This window comes from Mycobacterium sp. NGS57, from assembly GCF_059812405.1.
This window is the reverse complement of sequence record NZ_JCALCP010000008.1, coordinates 46488-68370: the sequence shown is the minus strand read 5'-3', so window position 1 is coordinate 68370 and position 21883 is coordinate 46488. Positions and strand designations below refer to the sequence as shown.

Sequence of the window (21883 nt, the reverse complement as noted above, 5' to 3'; positions counted from 1 at the left end):
TAGCCGGTCACACCCCGAGCCGGCGGAACGTACTGCGGTGAAACACAATGGGCGCCACCTCGGCGTCCACGGTCACTTCACTCACCCGCAACACCACGATGGTGTGGTCCCCGGCGGGGATCAGCTGCTCGATCGCGCTCTCCAGCCACAGCCCGGTGCCCTTGATGAAGACCGCCCCGCTGGTGCGCGACACCGTCTCCAAGCCCGCGAACCGGTCCCCCGTCTTGGCCGCCAGCGTGCGCGCCGCCGCGTCGTGGACCTCGCCGAGCACGCTGATGCCGAGCATGGGCACGCCCTTGAGCTTCGGCCATGTCGTCGAGGTGTTCTGCACGCAGAACGACACCAGCGGCGGTTCGAGCGAGACGGGGACGAACGTGCTGGCCGCCAGGCCTTCCCGGGCCCCTTCGACCTCGGCGGCGATCGCCACCACGCCGGACGGGAAGTGTCCGAAAGCCTCGCGCAGGGACGACGGTGTCAGCTTGCTCGATGAGTTCACCGGACCTGATTCGCCCCTCGACGTCGAAGACGGTTTATCCTGCAGCGACCCTACCCAACCGGCGACGGGCCGTCGCCGGAACCCGCCGGGTGCCCCCCCGCGCGACGCTGTGACGGGCCCCACGTCCGTCATCGTCGTTTATTTCCGCAGGTCAGCCGGATAATTCCACGCTCCCCAACCGGTTGGTTAGTTAGCTGATGGAATTTAGCTCACACTCGCTTGCGTCCACCGGATAACGGATATATTTTAGGGTAGTTACTGGTGGGTAACTTAGCCCTAGTACCCAACCACGAGTGGCATTCTCAACGAGGAGGACCGTAGTGAGCCACTACAAGAGCAACGTCCGTGACCAGGTGTTCAACCTGTTCGAGGTATTCGGCGTTGACAAGGCTTTAGGACAAGGCGACTACGCCGACCTGGACGTCGACACCGTCCAGGAAATGCTCACCGAGATCAGCAGGCTGGCCGAGGGGCCGGTCGCGGAGTCGTTCGTCGACGGTGACCGCAACCCGCCGGTGTTCGACCCGGAGACCCACTCGGTGACGCTGCCCGAGCCCTTCAAGAAGTCGGTGCAGGCGGTCGTCGAGGCCGGCTGGGACAAGGCCGGCATCGACGAGGTGCTGGGCGGCATGCCGATGCCCAAGGCGCTGGTGTGGGCGCTGCACGAGCACATTCTCGGCGCCAACCCCGCGGTGTGGATGTACGCCGGCGGGGCCGGGTTCGCCAACATCATCTACCACCTCGGCACCGAGCAGCAGAGGAAGTGGGCGGTGCTGTGCGCCGAGCGCGGCTGGGGCGCCACCATGGTGCTCACCGAGCCGGACGCCGGTTCGGACGTGGGCGCCGGCCGGACCAAGGCCGTCCAGCAGGAGGACGGCTCCTGGCACATCGACGGCGTCAAGCGGTTCATCACCTCCGCGGACTCCGGCGACCTGTTCGAGAACATCGTCCATCTGGTGCTGGCCCGCCCCGAGGGCGCCGGCCCCGGCACCAAGGGCCTGTCGCTGTTCATCGTGCCCAAGTTCCTGTTCGACCCCGAGACCGGCGAGCCGGGCGAGCGCAACGGCGTCTTCGTCACCAACGTCGAGCACAAGATGGGCCTGAAGGTCTCGGCGACCTGTGAGCTGTCGCTCGGCCAGCACGGTGTGCCCGCCAAGGGCTGGCTGGTCGGCGAGGTGCACAACGGCATCGCGCAGATGTTCGAGGTCATCGAGATGGCCCGGATGATGGTGGGCACCAAGGCGATCGCCACGCTGTCGACGGGTTACCTCAATGCGCTGGAATACGCCAAGGAGCGGGTCCAGGGCGCCGACATGACCCAGATGACCGACAAGGCCGCGCCGCGGGTGACGATCACCCACCACCCGGACGTGCGCCGGTCGCTGATGACCCAGAAGGCCTACGCCGAGGGTCTGCGCGCCCTGTACCTCTACACCGCGACCTACCAGGACGCGGCGGTCGCCGAGGCGCTGCACGGGGTGGACGCCGCCCTGGCCGTCAAGGTCAACGACCTGATGCTGCCCGTGGTCAAGGGGGTGGGCTCCGAGCAGGCCTACGCCAAGCTGACCGAGAGCCTGCAGACTCTCGGCGGGTCCGGCTTCCTGCAGGACTACCCGATCGAGCAATACATCCGCGACTCCAAGATCGACTCGCTCTACGAGGGCACCACGGCCATCCAGGCGCAGGACTTCTTCTTCCGCAAGATCGTCCGCGACAAGGGTGTGGCGCTGGCCCACGTGTCGGGTGAGATCCAGAGGTTCGTCGACAGCGAGTCCGGCAACGGCCGGCTGAAGACCGAGCGCGAGCTGCTGGGCAAGGCGCTGGCCGACGTGCAGGCCATGGCGGCCACCCTGACCGGCTACCTGATGGCCGCCCAGGAGGACGTCAGCAGCCTCTACAAGGTCGGCCTGGGCTCGGTGCGCTTCCTGATGAGCGTCGGCGACCTGGTGATCGGCTGGTTGCTGCAGCGCCACGCCGCGGTGGCCGTGCAGGCGCTCGACGACGGCGCCAGCGGCGCCGAACGGTCCTTCTACGAGGGCAAGATCGCGGTGGCGTCGTTCTTCGCGAAGAACTTCCTGCCGCTGTTGGCCGCGACCCGTGAGGTGATCGAGACGCTGGACAACGACATCATGGAGCTCGACGAGGCCGCTTTCTAACGGTTCCCAACGCAAAAACCCCGCTTCCAGGTGGAAGCGGGGTTTTTGTCTGCGTCGAGCGTCCTAAAAAGACCGCCGCTGGATCCCCTCACTCCAGCGGCGGCCCTTTTCGTACGCCCGCGCGCTGACCCTCGGTTCAGGGATGCCCCGTATTGTCGTCGGGGTCGGGGGGTCAGACCACAACACGGGGCTATCCGGTCGCACGGATACCCCTCGGACCGCGTTAGTAACCTCTTGTGACACAAATCATGGGCGTCTGCGCGGCCATCAGGCCTCCAGGATCGCGGCCACGCCCTGCCCGCCGGCGGCGCAGATCGAGATCAGCGCCCGCACCGGGCCGGACTTCTTTTCCTGCTTCTTTTCGAACAGCTGCTTGGCGGCCTGGGCGAGGATGCGCCCGCCCGTCGCGGCGAACGGGTGACCCGCGGCCAGCGACGAACCGTTGACGTTGAGCTTGGACCGGTCGATCGGGCCGAGCGCGGCGTCGAGGCCGAGCCGCTCCTTGCAGTACTCCTCGGACTCCCACGCCTGCAGGTGTGAGAGCACCACCGACGCGAACGCCTCGTGGATCTCGTAGAAATCAAAGTCCTGCAGTCCCAGCCCATTTCGCGCCAACAGCCGGGGCACCGCGTAGGTGGGCGCCATCAGCAGCCCGTCGCGCCCGTTGACGTAGTCCACCGCCGCGGTCTCCGCGTCCACCAGGAAGGCCAGCGGGGGCAGCGAGTGGGCGGCCGCCCAGTCCTCGCTGGCCAGCAGCGCGACCGAGGCGCCGTCGGTCAGCGGGGTGGAGTTGCCCGCCGTCATGGTCGCGTCGCCGGCCTTCACCCCGAACACCGGGCGCAGCGTCGCCAGCTTCTCGGTGCTGGCGTTGGGGCGCAGGTTGTCGTCCCGGTACAGGCCCAAAAACGGCGTGACGAGGTCGTCGAAGAAGCCGCGATCGTAGGCCGCGGCCATGTTGCGATGGCTGGCCACGGCCAGCTCGTCCTGGTCGACGCGCTTGATGCCCATCTGCTTGGTGGTGATGGCGGCGTGCTCGCCCATCGACAGCCCGGTGCGCGGCTCGCTGTTGGCCGGGATCTCGATCCCCAGGGTGGCGGGCAGCGTGCCCACCAGCTTGAGCCGCTGCAGGTTGGACTTCGACCGGCGCAGCTTGAGCAGCTGGCGGCGCAGGTTGTCGCCCAGGCCGATCGGCGGGTCGGAGGTGGTGTCCACCCCCCCGGCGGCGGCGACCTCGTAGCGGCCGGAGGCCACGCCGTCGGCCGCCGCGATCGCCGCCTGCAGCCCCGTCCCGCAGGCCTGCTGAACGTCGAACGCCGGCGTGTACGACGACAGCGCCGAACCCAGCACGCACTCACGCGTCAGGTTGAAGTCCCGGCTGTGCTTGAGCACGGCGCCGCCGGCCACCACGCCCAGCCGTTCACCGGCCAGCCCGAACCGCTCCACCAGCCCGTCCAGGGCCGCGGTGAGCATGTCCTGGTTGGACGCGTCGGCGTAGGCGCCGTCGGATCTCGCGAACGGGATGCGGTTGCCACCCAGCACGGCGACTCGCCGCCGGGTCTCTGAACTTGCAGGGGCCACTGTCTTCTCCGGGGGTATCAGTTTTGGGCAGGCCGTCAACGGCCATACTACTCACGGTTCTTACTCCAAAGTAAGTTCGCTCCCGATACGGTGGCTTCATAACGACAACGGAAGGCAGTTCAGTGGCCCCCAAGCTCTCGCCCGACCTGTTCTCGCAGGTCGTCAACTCCGGTCCCGGATCGTTTCTGGCCAAGCAACTCGGGATCCCGCAGCCCGAGCCCCTGCGCCGCTACTCACCCGGCGACCCCCCGCTGACCGGCTCCCTGCTGATCGGGGGCGAGGGCAGGGTCGTCGAGCCGTTGCGCGCGGCGCTGGACAAGGACTACGACGTGGTGGGCGCCAACCTCGGCGGCCGGTGGGCCGACCGCTTCGGCGGCCTGGTCTTCGACGCCACCGGCATCACCACGCCGGCCGGCCTCAAGGATCTGCACGAGTTCTTCACGCCGGTGCTGCGCAACCTCGGGCACTCCGCGCGCGTCGCGGTCGTGGGCACCACCCCCGACGCCGCGGCCGCCAGCGACGAGCGGATCGCGCAGCGCGCGCTGGAGGGCTTCACCCGCTCGCTGGGCAAGGAGCTGCGCAACGGCTCCACCGTGCAGCTGGTGTACCTGTCACCCGACGCCAAACCGGCCGCGACGGGGTGCGAGTCGACGCTACGGTTCATCCTGTCGGCGAAGTCGGCCTACGTCGACGGCCAGGTCTTCTACATCGGGGAGGCCGATTCCACCCCGCCGGCCGACTGGGACCGGCCGCTGGACGGCAAGGTCGCCGTCGTGACCGGCGCCGCGCGCGGCATCGGCGCGACCATCGCCGAGGTGTTCGCCCGCGACGGCGCGCGCGTCGTCGCGATCGACGTGGAGTCGGCCGCCGAGGCGCTGGCCGAGACCGCCAGCCGGGTCGGGGGCACCGCGCTGTGGCTGGACGTCACCGCCGACGACGCCGTCGACAAGATCACCGAACACCTCGCCGACCACTACGCCGGGCACGCCGACGTGTTGGTCAACAACGCCGGCATCACCCGCGACAAGCTGTTGGCCAACATGGACGACGCCCGCTGGGATGCCGTGCTGGCCGTGAACCTGCTTGCGCCGCAACGGCTTACCGAAGGCCTGATCGGCAACGGCAGCATCGGCGAAGGCGGCCGGGTGGTCGGTCTGTCGTCGATGGCCGGCATCGCGGGCAACCGCGGACAGACCAACTACGCCACCACCAAGGCCGGAATGATCGGCCTGACCCAGGCGCTGGCGCCGGAGCTCTACGGCAAGGGCATCACGATCAACGCCGTCGCACCGGGGTTCATCGAGACCCAGATGACCGCCGCCATCCCGCTGGCCACCCGCGAGGTGGGCCGGCGGATGAACTCGCTGCTGCAGGGCGGCCAGCCGGTCGACGTCGCCGAGGCGATCGCCTACTTCGCCAGCCCGGCCTCGAACGCGGTGACCGGCAACGTCATTCGCGTCTGCGGCCAGGCAATGCTGGGGGCGTGACCACCATGAACCAGCCAAGCGGCCTGAAAAACCTGCTGCGCGCGGCGGCCGGGGCGCTGCCGCTGGTGCCCCGCTCGGACCAGCTGCCCAGCCGCACGGTGACCGTCGAGGACCTCCCCGTCGACGCCTCCAACGTGGCCGAGTACGCGGGCGTCACCGGTCTGCGCTACGGCAACCACGTGCCGCTGACCTATCCGTTCGCGCTGACCTTCCCGGCGCTGATGTCGCTGGTGACCGGCTTCGACTTCCCCTTCGCCGCAATGGGTTCCGTGCACACCGAGAACCGCATCACGCAGTACCGCCCGATCGCGGTGACCGACACCGTCGGCGTCCGGGTGCACGCCGAGAACCTGCGCGAACACCGCAAGGGGCTGCTGGTGGACCTGGTGACGGACGTCAGCGTCGGTAACGACACCGCGTGGCACCAGGTGACCACCTTCCTGCACCAGCAACGCACCAGCCTGTCCGACGAGCCCAAGCCGCCGCCGCAGAAACAGCCGAAGCTGCCGCCGCCCAGCACCGTGTTGCGCGTCAGCGCCGGCCGGATCCGCCGCTACGCCGCCGTCGGCGGCGACCACAACCCGATCCACACCAACCCGGTCGCGGCCAAGCTGTTCGGGTTCCCGACCGTCATCGCGCACGGGATGTTCAGTGCCGCAGCGGTATTGGCCAACATCGAGGCCAGGCTGCCCGACCGGGTGCAGTACACGGTGCGGTTCGGCAAGCCGCTGATATTGCCGGCCACGGCGGGACTGTACATCGACCAGGGCGACGAGGGCTCCGGCGGTGGCTGGGACCTGTCGCTGCGCAACATCGCCAAGGGTTATCCGCACCTGACCGCCAGCGTGCGCGCGCTCTAGTTAGCCGGCTTTTACCGCTTCGCGGTCCTCCGGGGTGCCCTTGAGGCCGTACCAGAACAGGTCGATCATCAGCTCGGCCGCCTCGTCGACGTCGATGTCGCCGGTGGTGAGCCGGGTGGCCATCGCCTCGCCCGCGCCCACCAGCGCCACGGCCATCATCTCGTACTGGGCGTCGGTCCGCGGGCTATGGCTGCCGGCGCGCATGAGCCCGGCGACCAGTTCGATGATCTGCTCGCGTCCCTCCCGCACCGTCTGCGCGAACGTCTGCGAGCTGGTGGCCTGGGTGTACATCACGATCCACGACGCGCGGTTGGCGTCGATGTAGCGCATGAACGACCCGATGGCGTTGCGCAGCAGGTCTTTCGCGCCCTGATGGAAGTCGATGTCGGCGCGCACGTTGTCGATGAACCGGCTCAGCTCGCGGTTCAGGCAGGCGCCGAACAGGTCCTCCTTGGAGCCGTAGTACAGGTAGAGCATCGGCTTGGAGATCTGCGCCTCGGCGGCGATCGCGTCCATCGAGGTCTCGTGGTAGCCGTTGACGGAGAACATCTGCACGGCGGCGTCCAGCATCTGCTGTTCGCGGACCGCACGCGGTAGCCGCTTGGTGCCACCCGCCATCGTCGTGCCTCTCTAGCTCGGCTATCTGACTACAGAGTAACGACGACGCGGCGCCTTAGTGGCCACATGCGCGATTGACGCCCTTCATCGCCGCGACCCGCACCACCGACTCGTCGACCGCGCTCATCGCCAATTCGCCGCCGTTGACCGCCTTCTCCAGCCGGTCCAGGACGGCGGGCACCTCGTCGGTGGTGACCCACAGCGCGACGTCGGTGCCGGCCTGCAGCGTGCGCAGCACCGCCTCCGGCACGCCGTAGCGATCCGAGATCGCCGCCATGCTGGACACGTCGTCGCTGAACACAGGGCCGTTGAAGGGCGGGGCGCCGTAGCCGGTGCCGGTGCGCAGCAGCTGGACCGCGGCCCGGCTCAGGCTGGCCGGCTCGTCACCGGTCAGGTTGGGAACCTGCAGGTGACCCACCATCACCGCGACCGGCGCCGCGGTCACCAGCGTCCGGTACGGCACCAGGTCGACGCGCTGCAGGTCGCTCAGCGGGGGCGTGACCACCCCGCCGGTGTGCGAGTCGCCGGAGCCGTGACCGTGGCCGGGGAAGTGTTTGAGGACCGGCAGCACGCCGGCGTCGCGCAGGCCCTGCGCGTAGGCGCCGGCGTATTCGGTGACGGTCTGCGGGTCCGCGCTGAACGAACGGTCCCCGATGGCGTCGTCGGCGGGGGCGTCGGTGACGTCGACGACGGGCGCGAAGTCGATGGTGATGCCCAGGTCGCGCATCTTCTTGCCGCGTTCGGCCGCCAGGTCGTGGACCTGCTGGGGCGTTTGCGTGCGCGCCAGCACCCGGGCCGACGGGGCCGTCCCGATCAGCGACTTCAGCCGCGACACCCGGCCGCCTTCCTCGTCGACGCTGACCGCCGGCGGCAGCGGGCCGGCGGCGCGCTCGAGGTCGGCCAGCGGGCCCTTGAAGATCGACAGGTCCGTCCAGCCGCCGATGAAGATGCCGCCGACGTGCGAGGTGGTGACGACGGCCCGGGCGTCGTCGGCGTCTTTGACCCCGACCATGAGCAGCTGGGCCAGCTTGTCGCGGAGGGACAGCTTGGCCGGGACGGCCGCCGGGTCGGCGCACACCGGTGGCGCGGCCGCCGGCTTGCCGGCCGGGGGCTTGGCGGCTTCGGGCGGGGCGGCGGGGTGGTGCCCGCAGCCGGCGATCAGGGCCGACACGGCGGCGAGGACGGCCAGGGCGCGCGGGAAAGCCATCGGGCCATGTTGTCACGGAGCGAACGACGGCCGGGGACGCAGCCGCGGTTCTGCTAGGTTGGCGCTAGATCGGAAGGAGCCGTCGATGAACCGGATCGTTGCGCCCGCCGCCGCGAGCGTGGTGGTTGGTCTGCTGCTGGGCGCGGCCGCGATCTTCGGGATCACCTTGATGGTGCAGCAGGACACGAAGCCGCCACTCCCCGGGGGCGATCCGCAGTCGTCAGTGCTCAACCGGGTCGAGTACGGCAACCGTAGCTAGCCGCGCGGCGGGGGTCCGGGCCGGTACGCAGGCCCACTCGCCGGCCGCGCCGCTGTCGCGCCGGTGGTTGTGGTTGGTCGGCGCCGTCGCGCTGGCGTTGGCGTTCGCGCAGTCCCCCGGCCAGGTCTCCCCCGACACCAAACTCGACCTCACCGCCAACCCGCTGCGCTTTTTGGTCCGCGCGACGAACCTGTGGAACAGCGAGCTGCCGTTCGGGCAGACGCAGAACCAGGCCTACGGCTACCTGTTCCCGCACGGCACCTTCTTTCTGGTCGGCCACGCGCTGGGCGTCCCGGGCTGGATCACCCAGCGGCTGTGGTGGGCGTTGCTGCTCGGCGTCGGGTTTTGGGGGCTGTTGCGGGTGGCCGAGACGCTGGGGATCGGCAGCCCGGCGTCGCGGGTGATCGGCGCGGCGGCATTCGCGCTGGCGCCGCGGGTGCTGACCACGCTCGGCTCGATCTCGTCGGAGACGCTGCCGATGATGCTGGCGCCGTGGGTGTTGTTGCCGACGATCCTGGCCCTGCGCGCCGCCACGGACCGGTCCGTGCGGGTGTTGGCCGCGCAGGCGGGGCTGGCGGTGGCGTTGATGGGCGCCGTCAACGCCATCGCGACGCTGGCCGGCTGCCTGCCCGCGGTGATCTGGTGGGCGTGTCACCGGCCCAACCGGCGGTGGTGGCGCTACACCGCCTGGTGGGCGCCGGCCCTGCTGCTGGCCACGCTGTGGTGGGTCGCCGCGCTGGTGTGCCTGCGCGACGTCAGCCCGCCCTTCTTGGACTTCATCGAATCCTCCGGCGTGACGACGCAGTGGTCGTCGCTGACCGAGATCCTGCGCGGCACCGACGCCTGGACCCCGTATGTCGCGCCGGCGGCCACCGCCGGCGCGCCGCTGGTGACCGGTTCGGCCGCCGTCCTGGGCACCTGCCTGGTCGCGGCCGCCGGGCTGGCCGGGCTGGCCGGGCGCGGGATGCCGGCGCGCGGACGGCTGGTGACGATGCTGCTGGTCGGCGTGGTGTTGATGGCCGCCGGTTACAGCGGCGGGCTGGGCTCGCCGGTGGCGCACGCGGTCCAGGCGTTCCTGGATGCCGCCGGCGCGCCGGTGCGCAACGTGCACAAGCTCGGCTCGGTGATCCGGATCCCGGTGGCGCTGGGCATCGCGGCGCTGCTGGGCCGGGTGCCGATGACGCTTCGCGCGTTCGCCCACCCCGAACGCGACAGGCGGGTCGCGGTGACGGTCGTGGTGCTGGCGGCGCTGGCGGTCAGCACGTCGCTGGCGTGGACCGGGCGGCTCGCCCCGCCCGGCGCGTTCAGCGCGATCCCCCGGTACTGGCACGAGACGGCCGACTGGCTCAGCGCGCACAACACCGGAACACCTACGGCGGGAAGGGTTCTCGTGGTTCCGGGCGCCCCGTTCGCCACCCAGGTGTGGGGCACCAGCCACGACGAGCCGCTGCAGGTACTGGGCAGCAGCCCGTGGGGGGTGCGCGACTCGATCCCGTTGACCCCGCCACAAACGATCCGGGCGCTGGATTCGGTGCAGCGGCTCTTCGCCGCGGGCCGGCCGTCGGTCGGACTGGCTGATACCCTTGCCCGCCAAGGAATTTCGTATGTCGTGCTGCGCAACGACCTGGATCCCGAGACCTCCCGGTCGGCGCGCCCGATCCTGGTTCACCGCACGATCGAGGGGTCGCCGCGGCTGCGGAAGGTGGCGCAGTTCGGCGCGCCGGTGGGCCCCGGCACGCTGACCGGTTTCGTCGCCGACGGGGGGCTGCGCCCGCGGTACCCGGCGGTGGAGATCTATCGCGTCGGCGTCGACGGCGACCCGGGCGCCCCGTACTTCGTCGACGCCGACCGGCTGGCCCGGGTCGACGGCGGGCCCGAGGTGTTGCTGCGCCTCGACGAGCGGCGACGGCTGGTGGGCGCACCGGCGCTGGGGCCGGTGCTGCTGACGTCGGACGCGGGCGCCGCGCTGCCCGTCCCGCTCGTCACGGTCACCGATACCCCGGCGGCCCGCGAGACCGACTACGGCCGTGTCGATCAGCATTCGTCGGCGATCCGCGCCCCCGGCGACGCCCGGCACACCTACAACCGGGTGCCCGACTACCCGGTGCCGGGCGCCGACGTCGTGTTCGGCGCCTGGAACGGCGGCCGGATCACGGTGTCGAGTTCGTCGTCGGACTCCACCGCGATGCCCGACGTCGCGCCGGCGACGTCGGCGGCCGCCGCGGTCGACGGCGACTCCGGGACCGCGTGGGTGTCCAACGCGCTGCAGTCCGCCGTCGGGCAGTGGCTGCAGGTGGATTTCGACCACCCGGTCAGCAACGGCGCCCTCACCATCACGCCCAGCGCGACCGCCGTCGGCGCCCAGGTGCGCCGCATCCTGATCGAGACGGTCAACGGCAGCACCACCCTGCGGTTCGACGAACCGGGCAAGCCGCTCGCGGTGGCGCTGCCCTACGGCGAGGCCCCGTGGGTGCGGATCACCGCCGCCGGCACCGACGACGGGTCGCCCGGCGTGCAGTTCGGCATCACCGACCTGTCGATCACCCAGTACGACGCGTCCGGGTTCGCCCACCCGGTCAACCTGCGCCACACCGTGGACGTGCCCGGCCCGCCGCCGGGCTCGACGGTCGCGGCCTGGGATCTGGGATCGGAGCTGCTCGGCAGGCCGGGCTGCGCGCCGGGGCCGGACACCGTGCACTGCGCGGGGTCGATGGCGCTGGCGCCGGAAGAGCCGGTCAATTTCAGCCGCACCCTGACCGTGGCGGCACCGGTGTCGGTGACGCCGACGGTTTGGGTACGGCCCCGGCAGGGACCCAAGCTGGCCGATCTGATCACCGAGCCGAATACCACTCGGGCCCAAGGGGATTCCGACGTGGTCGACATCCTCGGCTCGGCATATGCGGCCACCGACGGCGACCCGGCCACCGCGTGGACGGCGCCGCAGCGCGTCGTGCAACACAAGTCTCCGCCGACGCTGACCCTGACCCTGCCGCGGGCCACCGAGGTCGCCGGGCTGCGCGTGGTGCCCAGCCGGTCGGCGTTGCCCGCGCACCCGACCGTGGTGGCCGTCAACCTGGGCGATGGCCCGCAGGTCCGGATAGTGAAGGCCGGTGCGCCACAAACGCTTTCGCTCAAGTCGCGGGTGACCGACACCGTCAGCATCAGCCTGCTCGACTGGGAAGACATCATCGACCGCAACGCCCTGGGCTTCGACCAGCTCAAGCCGCCGGGGCTGGCCGAGGTCGCGGCGCTGGGCGCCGACGGCAACCCGGTCGCACCCGCCGACGCCGGCCGCAACCGGTCGCGCGAGATCACTGTCGGCTGCGACGGCGATGTCCGGGGGCCTGTCATCGCGGTCGCCGGCCGGTTCGTGCACACCTCCATCCGCACCACCGTCGGCGCGTTGCTGGACGGCGAGCCCGTCGCCGCGCTGCCGTGCGAAGCCGACCCGATCGCGCTGCCGGCGGGCCATCAGGAGTTGTTGATCAGCCCGGGCGCGCAGTTCATCGTCGACGGGACCCAGCTGTCGACTTCGGTTGCCGGTCAGGTTCCCAACGCGAATCCCGTTGCCGCCCAGGCCGGTACGTGGAGCGCGAGCCGCCGCGAAGTGCATGCGCCCGCATCGCCGACCGCCCGGGTGCTGGTGGTCCCCGAAAGCATCAACCCGGGCTGGGTGGCGCGCACCGGTGCCGGGGTGCGGCTGACGCCCGTGGCCGTCAACGGCTGGCAGCAGGGCTGGGTCGTGCCGGCCGGGAATCCGGGGACCATCACGCTGACCTTCGCCTCCAATTCGCAGTACCGGGCGGGCCTGGCCGTGGGGCTGGCTCTGCTGCCGCTGTTGGCATTGCTTGCGCTGTGGCGCACGCGACGGGCGGCTGGTGGCGACCCACCGGCGCGACCGTGGGCGCCGGGGCGCTGGGCGGCGGTGGCCGTGCTGGCCGCCGGGGCGGTCGTCGCGGGCGTGGTGGGCGTCGCGGTCGTCGGCGCCGCCCTGGGGTTGCGGTATGCGCTGCGGGATCGGGGGTGGCGCGATGGGGTGACCGTCGCGGCCAGCGCGGGCGGACTGATTTTGGCCGGGGCGGCGCTGTCCCGGCACCCCTGGCGGTCGGTCGACGGCTACGCCGGGCATTCGGCGACCGTGCAACTGCTGGCGCTGATTTCGCTTGCGGTGCTTGCCTCTTCGGTCGTGACGGTGGCGGCGCGACGCGACGAATGACGGCCGGGGTGTTGGCTACCGGTTTTGTAGCTGGTTGACTGGCTATACGGCTGTGTGATCGCCACCGCCCGAGGAGTTGCGGCCATGGGATGGTTTTCGGCACCGGAATACTGGCTGGGCAGGCTGGTCCTGGAGCGTGGCGTCGCGGCCATCTATGTGTTTGCGTTCGTCGCGGCCGCGCTGCAGTTCCGGGCGCTCATCGGGGAGCACGGGATCCTGCCCGCACCGCGGTATCTGGCGCGGCTGTCGTTCTGGCGGGCGCCGAGCCTGTTTCAACTGCGCTATTCGGACCGGCTGTTCGCCGGTGCGTCCTGGCTGGGCGCGGCGCTGTCGGCGGCTGTCGTCGCGGGGGCGGCCGACGCGGTGCCGCTGTGGGCCGCGATGGCGATGTGGCTGACGCTGTGGGTGCTCTACCTGTCGATCGTCAACGTCGGGCAGACGTGGTACGGGTTCGGCTGGGAGTCACTGCTGTTGGAGGCGGGCTTTGTGATGGTCTTCCTCGGCAACGACGACGTGGCGCCGCCGGTGCTGACGTTGTGGATGGCGCGGTTGTTGCTGTTCCGGGTCGAGTTCGGCGCCGGGCTGATCAAGATGCGCGGCGATCCGTGCTGGCGCGACCTGACGTGCCTGTACTACCACCACGAGACCCAGCCCATGCCCGGGCCGTTCAGCTGGTTCTTCCATCACCTGCCCAAGCCGCTGCACCGCGTCGAGGTGGCGGGCAACCATTTCGCCCAACTGGTCGTGCCGTTCGGGTTGTTCGCGCCGCAGCCGGTGGCCAGCGTGGCCGGGGCCATTGTCGCGGTGACCCAGCTATGGCTGGTGGCGTCGGGCAATTTCGCCTGGCTCAACTGGGTGACGATTCTGCTGGCGTTCAGCGCCATCGACGACTCCGCGCTGTCTTTCGTATCCGCGCATCCGGTGTGGTCGGGGCCGCCACCGTGGTTCGCCGGGCTGCTCATCGCGTTCGCCGCCGCGGTGTTGGTCATGACCTACTGGCCGGTGCGCAACATGCTCTCGCCGCGCCAGCGAATGAACATGTCGTTCAACCCCTTTCACCTGGTGAACACCTACGGCGCGTTCGGCAGCATCGGCCGCGTGCGCCGCGAGGTGGTGATCGAGGGCACCGCCGAGGAGCGCCTCACTCGCGAAACCGTCTGGAAGGAATACGAATTCAGGGGCAAGCCCGGTGATCTGCGCCGGCTGCCGCGGCAGTGGGCGCCCTATCATCTGCGCCTGGACTGGCTGATGTGGTTCGCGGCGATCTCGCCCGGCTACGCGCAGCCGTGGCTGAAGCCGTTCATGCAGCGGCTGCTGCGCAACGATCGCGCGACCCTGCGCCTGTTGCGGCACAATCCCTTCCCGGATTCGCCGCCGCAGTACGTGCGCGCGCAGCTCTACGAGTACCGGTTCACCACTTTTGCCGAGTTGCGGCGCGACCACGCCTGGTGGCATCGCGACCTGGTGGGTGGGTACGTGTTCCCCATGTGGCAGAGCGACGTGCCCGCCTCACGGGGCTTCCTGTGAGCCTCATATGAGGTACGAGATTTGGTCCCGCCGGGCGCCGGCGCCTTTCCTATGCTGCACAGCATCGTTGACGGAAAGGTTTGAAGCCGATGGGTTTTCGTTACAGTTTGGCCGCAGTGGGTGCAGTTGCCGGGATCGTCGGCATCGGGGTTCTTGTCGCGCCCGCAGCCCAGGCCGGACCGCCATACGCCAACTGCACCCAGGCCCATCAGGACGGCCGATACAACATCCCCAGGGGAGATTCGGCCTACCGGCCGAAGCTGGACCGCGACAATGACGGGATTGCCTGCGAAGGGTAGCGCCGGGCCCTAGAAGGGCGGCGGCTCGTCGTCGTCGGTGCCGGGTGGGACGGGATCAAAGTAGCTGGGCCAGGCGACCCGGCGGGCCAGGCGGGCCTCGCGGTTGTGGTGGCGTTCGGTGGCCACCCGGGTGGCGCGGTCTTGGGCGCGGGTGCGCCGGCGCCGCGGCATCATCGCGGTGCGCTGCCCGCAGTAATCCTGGGGCTCGGTGTCGGCTTCGGGGGCGGGCATGCCCCCGACGGCGCGACACAGACTCGGGAACAGCAGCGCGCTGCCCGGGGTGGTGACATAGGTGTGCCCGGACGGGGCGGTCAGGATCAGCGTCCCATCGGCCAGCTGCTTTTCACTCCAGCCCAGGAACGTTTTGATCAAGTGATGCAGCGTGCAGTAGCACTTGAGGTTGGCGGCATGGGTGGGCCCGCCCTGGGCGTAGGGGATCGTATGGTCCAGCTCGCACTTCGCCGCGGGCGCATCGCAGCCGGGAAAGCGGCACGTCAGATCCCGGCACCGCACGAAATCGGCCAACGCCTTCGACGGCGCATACCCGTTCTCCGGCGGGGCGTCGCACGGGTGAAACAGCGGCATCAGCGTGGCCGACTTGGCCAACTCGGCCACCACCTCCGGCGGGATCAACCCATCAGCACCCCACTCCGATCCCGGGGTGTCACCGGTGCCCTCGATGGTGGCCGGGTCGGCGATCACGTGGATGGCCACCGGCCCGGCCGCGCGGCGGGCGCCGGCGGTGCACTCGGTGCGCGCGCAGCGGCAGCCGAGCCGATCGGCGCCGGCGGCCAGCGCGCCCAGCGCGTCGGCGCGGCGCTGCTCGCGGGTGCGCGGATCATGGCCGCACACCGTGGCCGCCAACGCGTCCAGGCGCTGGTCCAGGGCGTGGGCATCCACGCCGAACACGGTGCCGCTGATGTCGGCCAAACCCTCACCGACATCACCGATCCACACCTCGCGATCGCGCTGATGCTTTTCGCGCCGGCGCACCGCATCGCGATCCGCGGTGGCCACGATCTTGTCCACCTGCCCGGCCAGCCGGCCCCGGGTCATCGACGGCCAGCGCGCCACATTCGCGGCGAGTTGTTTGTCCACGGTGGCCAGCACATCGGGATCCACGATCAAATCGGTGCGATACACCACCGTCTGAAACAACCGCAAATCGATATCGCCGGCGCGAAACACATCAGCCACCCGCGGCAGACGCTCACGCATCGCCCGCGCATAGCGCAACCGACTCGACGCCAGACCCTGGCTGATCCGCAACGCCGCCCCCACTTCCGCGGCGACGGCCTCCATCGTGTCGATCGCCCAATCCTCGTCCTCCGCACAGCGCGAGAGCCGGTACCGAAACAACTCCCCGATCGCCACCAGCTGCGCCGCGGCCTCCCGATTCTCCGCCCGCGACGCCGCCGCGATCCGGTTGACCAACGCCGCCGACTCCACTGTCTTCGACGGATAGCGACGCTCAAACTCCTCGTCGAAGCGCGCGATCACCTCAGCGGGCGAACCGGCACCGCATCCATCGAACATACGTTCGAGTATGCCACAGCCCGCCGACAAACGCCCTTGTCAGGTGAAGAAGCCCGCTTGACCAGTGCCTTTATGGAATCCGCCCGAGTTCGAGGAGCCCTCGTTCGAGATGCCCGACGCCAGGAAACCGGAGTTGTTGAACCCGACGCTGCTGCCGTCACCAGTGGCGTTACCGCCGGAATTGCCGAAGCCGATGTTCTGGAAGCCGTAGTTCAGATAGCCGACGTTTCCCATGCCGGTGTTCGCGATGCCGACGTTGCCGCCCTTACCGCTGGTGTTATAGAAGCCCGCCGTGACACCGTTGGCACCGCCGCCACCACCGCCTCCGCCACCTCCGCCGCCCCCGCCGCCCCCGCCGCTCACATTGTTGAAGGCACCGGAGGTGTGGCCGCCGTTGCTGGCGTTGTAGAAGCCCGAGCTGCTCGAGCCGGTGTTCCCGTAGCCGGAGTTGACGGCGTTGACGTTGGTCGCGCTGCCGAACCCGGTGTTGACGTTGCCCGCGTTGAAGGCGCCCGTGTTGGTATCGCCGGAGTTACCGACGCCCGTGTTGACGTTGCCCGAGTTGAAAAACCCCGTGTTGCCGCCGAACCCGGCGCCGGAGTTGTAACTGCCGAAGTTGAATCCGGCCCCGGAGTTGAAATCACCCGAGTTATGGCCGGAGCCGGAGTTGAAGCTGCCCGCGTTGTGCCCGAGGCCCGAGTTGAAGAAGCCGAAGTTGCTGCCGGCGCCGGAGTTGAACATGCCCATGTTCAGGGCGCTGGAGTTGGCGAGGCCGGTGTTGACGCTTCCTGAGTTGAAGGCACCGGTGTTGGTATGGCCCGAGTTCGCGAAGCCGAAGTTGCCGATGCCGGAGTTGCCGAAGCCCACGTTGCCGGCGCCGGAGTTGAAGAACCCGATGTTGTTGGTGCCCGAGTTCCCGAAGCCGATGTTCCCGGTGCCCGAGTTCAGCCCGCCCACGTGGAACTGGCCGGTGGTCCTGTCGAAGTAGAAATCGCCGACGCCAACCCTGTTGTCGCCGGTGAGCCCGAATCCGACGTTGTTGTTGCCGGTGTTGCCGCCACCGACGTTCCCGTTGCCGACGTTGCCGCCGCCGGAGTTCCCGCTGCCGAGGTTGCCGCTGCCGAGGTTGCCGCTCCCGGTGTTCCCGGAGCCGACGTTGGAGGCGCCGGTGTTGCCGCTGCCGAGGTTCATGTTGCCGGCGTTGCCCGATCCGACGTTGAGGTTCCCGGTGTTGCCCGACCCCAGGTTCTGGTTGCCGGTGTTTCCCGAGCCGAGGTTTTGGGTGCCGGTGTTGCCCGAGCCGACGTTGGTCGCGCCGGTGTTGCCGCTGCCGAGGTTGGTGTCGCCGTGGTTGCCCGATCCCAGGTTGCTGTTGCCGGTGTTGCCGGCGCCCACATTGGAATCGCCGTGGTTTCCGGAGCCGAGGTTGAGGCTGCCGTTGTTGCCGATGCCGAGGTTGATGCCCAGCGCCTGGGCGGCCGCGGCCGGCAGTTGCTGCCACGACGACAGCTGCGCGGCCACCGCCGACGCGCCGGCGTGGTAGTCCACCATCGCCGTCACGTCCTGGGCCCACATCGCCTCGTACTCGGACTCCATGGCCGCGATCGCCGGCGCGTTCTGCCCGAAGAGATTCGACACCACCAGCGATACCAGCTGAGACCGGTTGGCCGATACCAGCATCGGGTGAACGGTCGCGGCAAACGCGGCCTCATAGGTGGCCGTCATGGTGCGCGCGGATGCGGCCGCGGTCCCGGCGCGCGCGGCGGCGGCACCCAGCCACGCCGTATACGGGGCCGCCGCATTCGCCATTGCCCCGGCCGCGGCGCCCTGCCAGGCCTGCCCGATTAGTCCCGAGGTCACCGACCCGAATGACGCTGCCGCGGAGTCCAGTTCAGCGGCCAGCCCGTCCCAGGCCACCGCCGCGGCCGCCATCGGTTCCGGGCCCGCGCCCGCGTGCATCAAGGCCGAATTGATCTCCGGCGCCCATACCGAGAAGTTCACTACCACAACCCTTCACATACGAAGGCGGCCCCGCCGGCCGCCTTGGGGATCGCTATTCGTCGGTCCATGTTCCTGGCACCATCGGTAGCGGCGGGCCCCCACCGAACGCGTCGCCGACCATCCTGGTCAGGCCCGCCGGCTGCGTGCCCGCCTGCCGCACGGTCCCGGCGAAACCCATTGCGCCCCCGCCGTGTTCGGACGGCAGGCAGCGCTCCGCCTCGGATTCGTCATCGGCCTCGAGGTACTCGTAGCGGTAGCCACGGTCGACGATCGCCTGCCGGCGCCGGACGACCCGCGCCTGTTCCCGGCGCGCCGCCGTGGCCCCGGCCGCCCCCGTCGCGGCGGTATCCGAGGCCGGTTCCCCGGCGCGGATGCGGGCACCGAGCGTAGGTCCGAAGCCGGGCCCGGGGCCACCGACGAGGTACGCGAAGCCCTCGACCGCGCCCGCCTGCACCGGTGCGGCGGGCGCCGGGGCCGGGGCCGGGGCGGTGGGGGCGGGCGAGGGCGCCGGCAACGGTGCGGACCCGGGCGCCAGGGCGGGCGCGGCCAGGAACGCGACCGCGGGCACCTGCGGTGACGCGACCGGGACGGGCGCCACCGGGGCGGGCGCGACGGGCTGGCCCACTGCGGCCAGTCCCGACAGGCCGGCCAGACCACCCAGGCTGCCCGCGGCGAGATTGAGGACGGCCGGCAGCAGCAGCGGGGCGATCTGAACGATGAAACGCAGCGTGCGCAGCGTCCAGTTCACGGCCCGGAAGGTTTGCCACGCAACGAAATACGAGAGTAGGGCGGGAAGCTGCGCGGGATTCGTCAGCAGCTGCGGGAGGTTGGTCTGCAGATAGGTCAGGGCTTGCTCGTTGCCGCTGACGAAGTTGGGCAGGTTCTGCAGATATTCCAGGGGGCTCCAATTGGGTTGGCCCTGGCCCGGGAACCGCTCGCCGTCGGCGCCGAAGATCATCGCCCAGATTTCGGCGGGCGTCGGCAACTGGAACCCACCGCCGCCACCACCGCCGCCGCCGCCACCGCCACCGCCACCGCCGCCTTTGCCGGTAGCCGCCGCGGCTTCGGTGGTGGCCTGGTAGGTGCTCATCGTGGTGGCGGCCTGGGTCCACATCCGCGCGTAGTCGGCCTCGTTGAGCGCGATCGGGATGGTGTTGACGCCAAAGAAATTCGTCGCCACCAGCACGCCATGGATCGCGTGGTTGGCGGCCAGCTCGGCCAGGGTCGGCATCGCGGCCAGCGCGGCCGTGTACGCCCCGGCCACGACCTCGTGCCGCGCGGCCGCCTCGGTGCTGACGATGCCGGCCAGCGCCAGCCAGTCGAGATACGGCCCGTGGGCGGCGACGTAGGCCGCCGCGGTCGGGCCCTCCCACACCTGCTCCGCCTGGGCGAGCACCGCCCCGAGTTCGGTTGCGGCGGAATGGTATTCGACGCTCAGCCCGGTCCAGGTCTGCGCGGCGGCCAGCATCGGGCCCGGCCCCGGGCCCGAGCTCAGCAACGCCGAATGCACCTCCGGCGGGAACGCCATCCAGACCGGCGCGAGCACGATCAGCCGTCCACGACCGGGAAGGTCGAGGCGGCGGCCGCGTCGCCGACGGCGTAGTTGTCACCGGCCGCTTCGACGCCGACGCCCGCTCGTCCCAGCACCTCGACGCCGCGGGCCGCCGCCGTCGCGTGTTGCCCGCCGGACGCGCTGAATTCCAGCGCCGCCTGCACCGAGACCGGGTCGGACCCGGGTGGGGGCACCGCGCAGATCACCGGGGCAGCCGCCGCGTGCGCCGCCGCCAGGCGGGCGGTGATCGCCTCGACCGCCGCGCTGGTCGCCGCCAAGCCCTCGGGCACGACGCGCAAAGTCATGACAGTCGCCCCCTGGTCGTGCCGCATGCGATCGCCCAGCCCAGCAGCCCCGCGGCCATCCCAAAACCCAAGTGGAACAACGCCTTCTCCCCCAGCAGCGCACCAACGGAGACCACTCCCGAATCGAACAGGGCGACCAGATGAATCGGCGCGGCCGCGAGCACCACCGGCCACCGCCGCGCCCGCGCCACGGGTGTGGCGGCCACCGCGTACAACAGGACGGCGGCGGCCACGTAGCGCACGCTGCCCCCCGCCCCGCCCGGGAAATGCATCGCGACGGCCGCGACCGTCGACGCCGCCCCGACCGCAATCACCGTCGCGCGCCGGTGCGTCGTCAACACGACCGCCACCAACAGGCTCAGCCAGATCAGCCCCCGGTGCCCGGGCAATCCCAGCGGGATGCGGACGTCCGCGTAGGCCACGATCGCGAGCAGGGCCAGCGCCGGAAAAGCGGCCTCACGAGCGAAAACACTGGTCGTTGGACGGGCGCTGAGTGTAGACATCACCTGCGGAACCTTACTCCATTTCGGTCCTTGTATACGGCGATTTACCTGCACTAATTTGTGTACATGCGGTCCAGTCGCTTGTCCGTCGCGCTCGTGGCCTCGGTGGTGCTGAGCGGTGGGGTCACGTCGTGCGCGGGGCCGGGCACCGATGGCGCGGGGCCGCTCGTCGTGCGGCAGGGCGAACGGGACCTCGACCGCTTCACGCTCGCGCAATTGCGCGACCTCCCGCAGGTGCAGATCGCCACACCGGAGTCGCACGGCGCACAGGTCCAGCGGGGGCCGACCGTGCGCTCGGTCCTGCAATCCGCCCACGCCGCCGGCGTCGACCGGGTGCGCGTGGAGGGCCGGGACCCGGCGCAGACGCTGACCGCCGCCGAGCTCACCGACCAGGTCATCCTGAACGTGACCAAGCGAAACACGCTCAAGCTCACCGGAACCCAACTCGGCCGCGACCGCTGGGTGCGCGACGTCACGACGCTGGTGGTCAACCCATGACCGAACAACGGGCGCTGGCCGGGGTGGACCTGCTGATCGGCATCGACGATACCGACGACCTGCGCAGCCCCGGAACGGGCCGCCGCGCGCGGGCACTGCTGGTCGAGCTCGCCGACGCCGGCCTGGGCGCCCCGGCCGGGGCCACCCGCCACCAGTTGCTCGTCGACGACCGCATCCCCTACACCTCGCACAATTCCAGCGCGTGCCTGGCCTGGCGCAGCGCCGGCGGAAACCCGCACGCCGTGCTGGCCCAGGTCACCGAGCTGTCCGCGCGGTTCCTCGAGCGCGTCTGCCCGCCCGATGCCGACCCTGGCCTCGTCGTCGCGATCCCGGGTGACCTGGACGGCGCGGTGCCGGCGCTGACGGATTTCGGTCGCCGCGCCAAGCGAGAGGTGTTGCGCACCAACGAAGCCCGGGAACTCGCGGCATCGCTCGGCATACACCTGTCCGGCCACGGCGGCACCGAGGACGGGGTGCTGGGCGCCCTGGCCGCCGTCGGCCTGCACCTGTCGGGCAACGACGGCCTGTTCATCACGCTGCCGGGCCTGTATGAGCTGCCGGACGAGGCCACCCTGGACGAGTTGCGTGGGCTGATCCCGCTCGATCACGCCCGCGACGGCGAGTACCGCCGGCCGGCCGCGGGCGAGCCCATCGAGCTGGGCGACTGGGTGCACCCCGTGTTGCTCGACGGCCGCTCCGTGTTGCTGCTGGATCCACCCGCCGACGGCCCGGACGGCCGGCGCGTGTGGCGCACGGCGCCGCGGTGGATCGTCAAGCAGCACTGA

At 70.4% G+C, this 21883-nt stretch carries 18 protein-coding genes; 9 read left to right on the top strand and 9 right to left on the bottom strand.

Annotation, left to right across the window (positions count from 1 at the left end; genetic code table 11):
* Positions 1-7 precede the first annotated feature (7 nt).
* Positions 8-496, bottom strand: a complete 489-nt coding sequence (locus AC5Y43_RS16390; RefSeq protein WP_499974134.1) for a flavin reductase family protein — start codon at positions 494-496, stop codon at positions 8-10.
* A gap of 320 nt (positions 497-816) precedes the next feature.
* Here AC5Y43_RS16390 and AC5Y43_RS16385 point away from each other — a divergent pair, with 320 nt between their 5' ends.
* A complete protein-coding gene (locus AC5Y43_RS16385; RefSeq protein ID WP_499974131.1) occupies positions 817-2652 on the top strand; it encodes an acyl-CoA dehydrogenase in 1836 nt (611 codons plus the stop codon).
* A 267-nt stretch (positions 2653-2919) separates the two neighbouring features.
* Here AC5Y43_RS16385 and AC5Y43_RS16380 read toward each other — a convergent pair whose 3' ends face one another.
* On the bottom strand, positions 2920-4230 hold the full coding sequence (locus AC5Y43_RS16380) for an acetyl-CoA C-acetyltransferase (RefSeq protein WP_499974129.1): 1311 nt from the start codon (positions 4228-4230) through the stop codon (positions 2920-2922).
* A gap of 122 nt (positions 4231-4352) precedes the next feature.
* Here AC5Y43_RS16380 and AC5Y43_RS16375 point away from each other — a divergent pair, with 122 nt between their 5' ends.
* Complete coding sequence (locus tag AC5Y43_RS16375; protein WP_499974127.1) at positions 4353-5717, top strand: 3-oxoacyl-ACP reductase; 1365 nt, start codon at positions 4353-4355, stop codon at positions 5715-5717.
* 5 nt (positions 5718-5722) lie between these two features.
* On the top strand, positions 5723-6577 hold the full coding sequence (locus tag AC5Y43_RS16370) for a MaoC/PaaZ C-terminal domain-containing protein (protein ID WP_499974542.1): 855 nt from the start codon (positions 5723-5725) through the stop codon (positions 6575-6577).
* On the opposite strand, the gene AC5Y43_RS16365 is transcribed toward AC5Y43_RS16370, so the two are convergent.
* Together AC5Y43_RS16365 and AC5Y43_RS16360 are read right to left on the bottom strand one after the other, a co-directional pair.
* Positions 6578-7195 (bottom strand): TetR/AcrR family transcriptional regulator, encoded by a 618-nt coding sequence (locus AC5Y43_RS16365; protein ID WP_499974126.1) that lies wholly within the window; start codon positions 7193-7195, stop codon positions 6578-6580.
* Positions 7196-7250: 55 nt separating this feature from the next.
* Positions 7251-8402, bottom strand: a complete 1152-nt coding sequence (locus tag AC5Y43_RS16360) for a glycoside hydrolase family 3 N-terminal domain-containing protein (RefSeq protein ID WP_499974125.1) — start codon at positions 8400-8402, stop codon at positions 7251-7253.
* Between the two features lie 85 nt (positions 8403-8487).
* Here AC5Y43_RS16360 and AC5Y43_RS16355 point away from each other — a divergent pair, with 85 nt between their 5' ends.
* The 4 genes from AC5Y43_RS16355 to AC5Y43_RS16340 all read left to right on the top strand — a co-directional run bounded on the left by AC5Y43_RS16355 (position 8488) and on the right by AC5Y43_RS16340 (position 14703).
* Positions 8488-8661, top strand: coding sequence for a DUF2613 domain-containing protein (locus AC5Y43_RS16355; protein WP_007769006.1), 174 nt, complete (start codon positions 8488-8490; stop codon positions 8659-8661).
* Between the two features lie 52 nt (positions 8662-8713).
* A complete protein-coding gene (locus tag AC5Y43_RS16350; RefSeq protein WP_499974540.1) occupies positions 8714-12877 on the top strand; it encodes an alpha-(1->3)-arabinofuranosyltransferase domain-containing protein in 4164 nt (1387 codons plus the stop codon).
* A gap of 84 nt (positions 12878-12961) precedes the next feature.
* Positions 12962-14404 (top strand): lipase maturation factor family protein, encoded by a 1443-nt coding sequence (locus AC5Y43_RS16345; RefSeq protein WP_499974122.1) that lies wholly within the window; start codon positions 12962-12964, stop codon positions 14402-14404.
* An 89-nt stretch (positions 14405-14493) separates the two neighbouring features.
* Positions 14494-14703 (top strand): excalibur calcium-binding domain-containing protein, encoded by a 210-nt coding sequence (locus AC5Y43_RS16340; RefSeq protein ID WP_499974120.1) that lies wholly within the window; start codon positions 14494-14496, stop codon positions 14701-14703.
* A gap of 9 nt (positions 14704-14712) precedes the next feature.
* Here the strand turns inward: AC5Y43_RS16340 and AC5Y43_RS16335 are convergent, their stop codons facing one another.
* Genes AC5Y43_RS16335 through AC5Y43_RS16315 form a run of 5 tightly spaced genes read right to left on the bottom strand, consistent with a single transcriptional unit; the run spans position 14713 to position 20600 of the window.
* Positions 14713-16239, bottom strand: a complete 1527-nt coding sequence (locus AC5Y43_RS16335; protein WP_499974119.1) for an HNH endonuclease signature motif containing protein — start codon at positions 16237-16239, stop codon at positions 14713-14715.
* 39 nt (positions 16240-16278) lie between these two features.
* Positions 16279-18240, bottom strand: a complete 1962-nt coding sequence (locus AC5Y43_RS16330) for a PPE family protein (protein ID WP_499974117.1) — start codon at positions 18238-18240, stop codon at positions 16279-16281.
* A 52-nt stretch (positions 18241-18292) separates the two neighbouring features.
* On the bottom strand, positions 18293-19768 hold the full coding sequence (locus tag AC5Y43_RS16325) for a PPE family protein (RefSeq protein ID WP_499974539.1): 1476 nt from the start codon (positions 19766-19768) through the stop codon (positions 18293-18295).
* 20 nt (positions 19769-19788) lie between these two features.
* Complete coding sequence (locus tag AC5Y43_RS16320) at positions 19789-20097, bottom strand: PE family protein (RefSeq protein WP_499974116.1); 309 nt, start codon at positions 20095-20097, stop codon at positions 19789-19791.
* On the bottom strand, positions 20094-20600 hold the full coding sequence (locus AC5Y43_RS16315; RefSeq protein ID WP_499974114.1) for a hypothetical protein: 507 nt from the start codon (positions 20598-20600) through the stop codon (positions 20094-20096). The genes AC5Y43_RS16320 and AC5Y43_RS16315 overlap by 4 nt, the downstream gene beginning before the upstream one ends.
* A gap of 66 nt (positions 20601-20666) precedes the next feature.
* Between AC5Y43_RS16315 and AC5Y43_RS16310 the strand changes: the two genes are divergently transcribed.
* Together AC5Y43_RS16310 and AC5Y43_RS16305 are read left to right on the top strand one after the other, a co-directional pair.
* The gene (locus tag AC5Y43_RS16310) at positions 20667-21098 is read left to right on the top strand and encodes a hypothetical protein (protein WP_499974113.1); all 432 of its coding nucleotides are present in this window, start codon (positions 20667-20669) and stop codon (positions 21096-21098) included.
* Positions 21095-21883: a hypothetical protein gene (locus AC5Y43_RS16305; RefSeq protein WP_499974111.1), complete on the top strand. Its 789-nt coding sequence runs from the start codon at positions 21095-21097 to the stop codon at positions 21881-21883. Before AC5Y43_RS16310 ends, AC5Y43_RS16305 begins: the two co-directional genes overlap by 4 nt.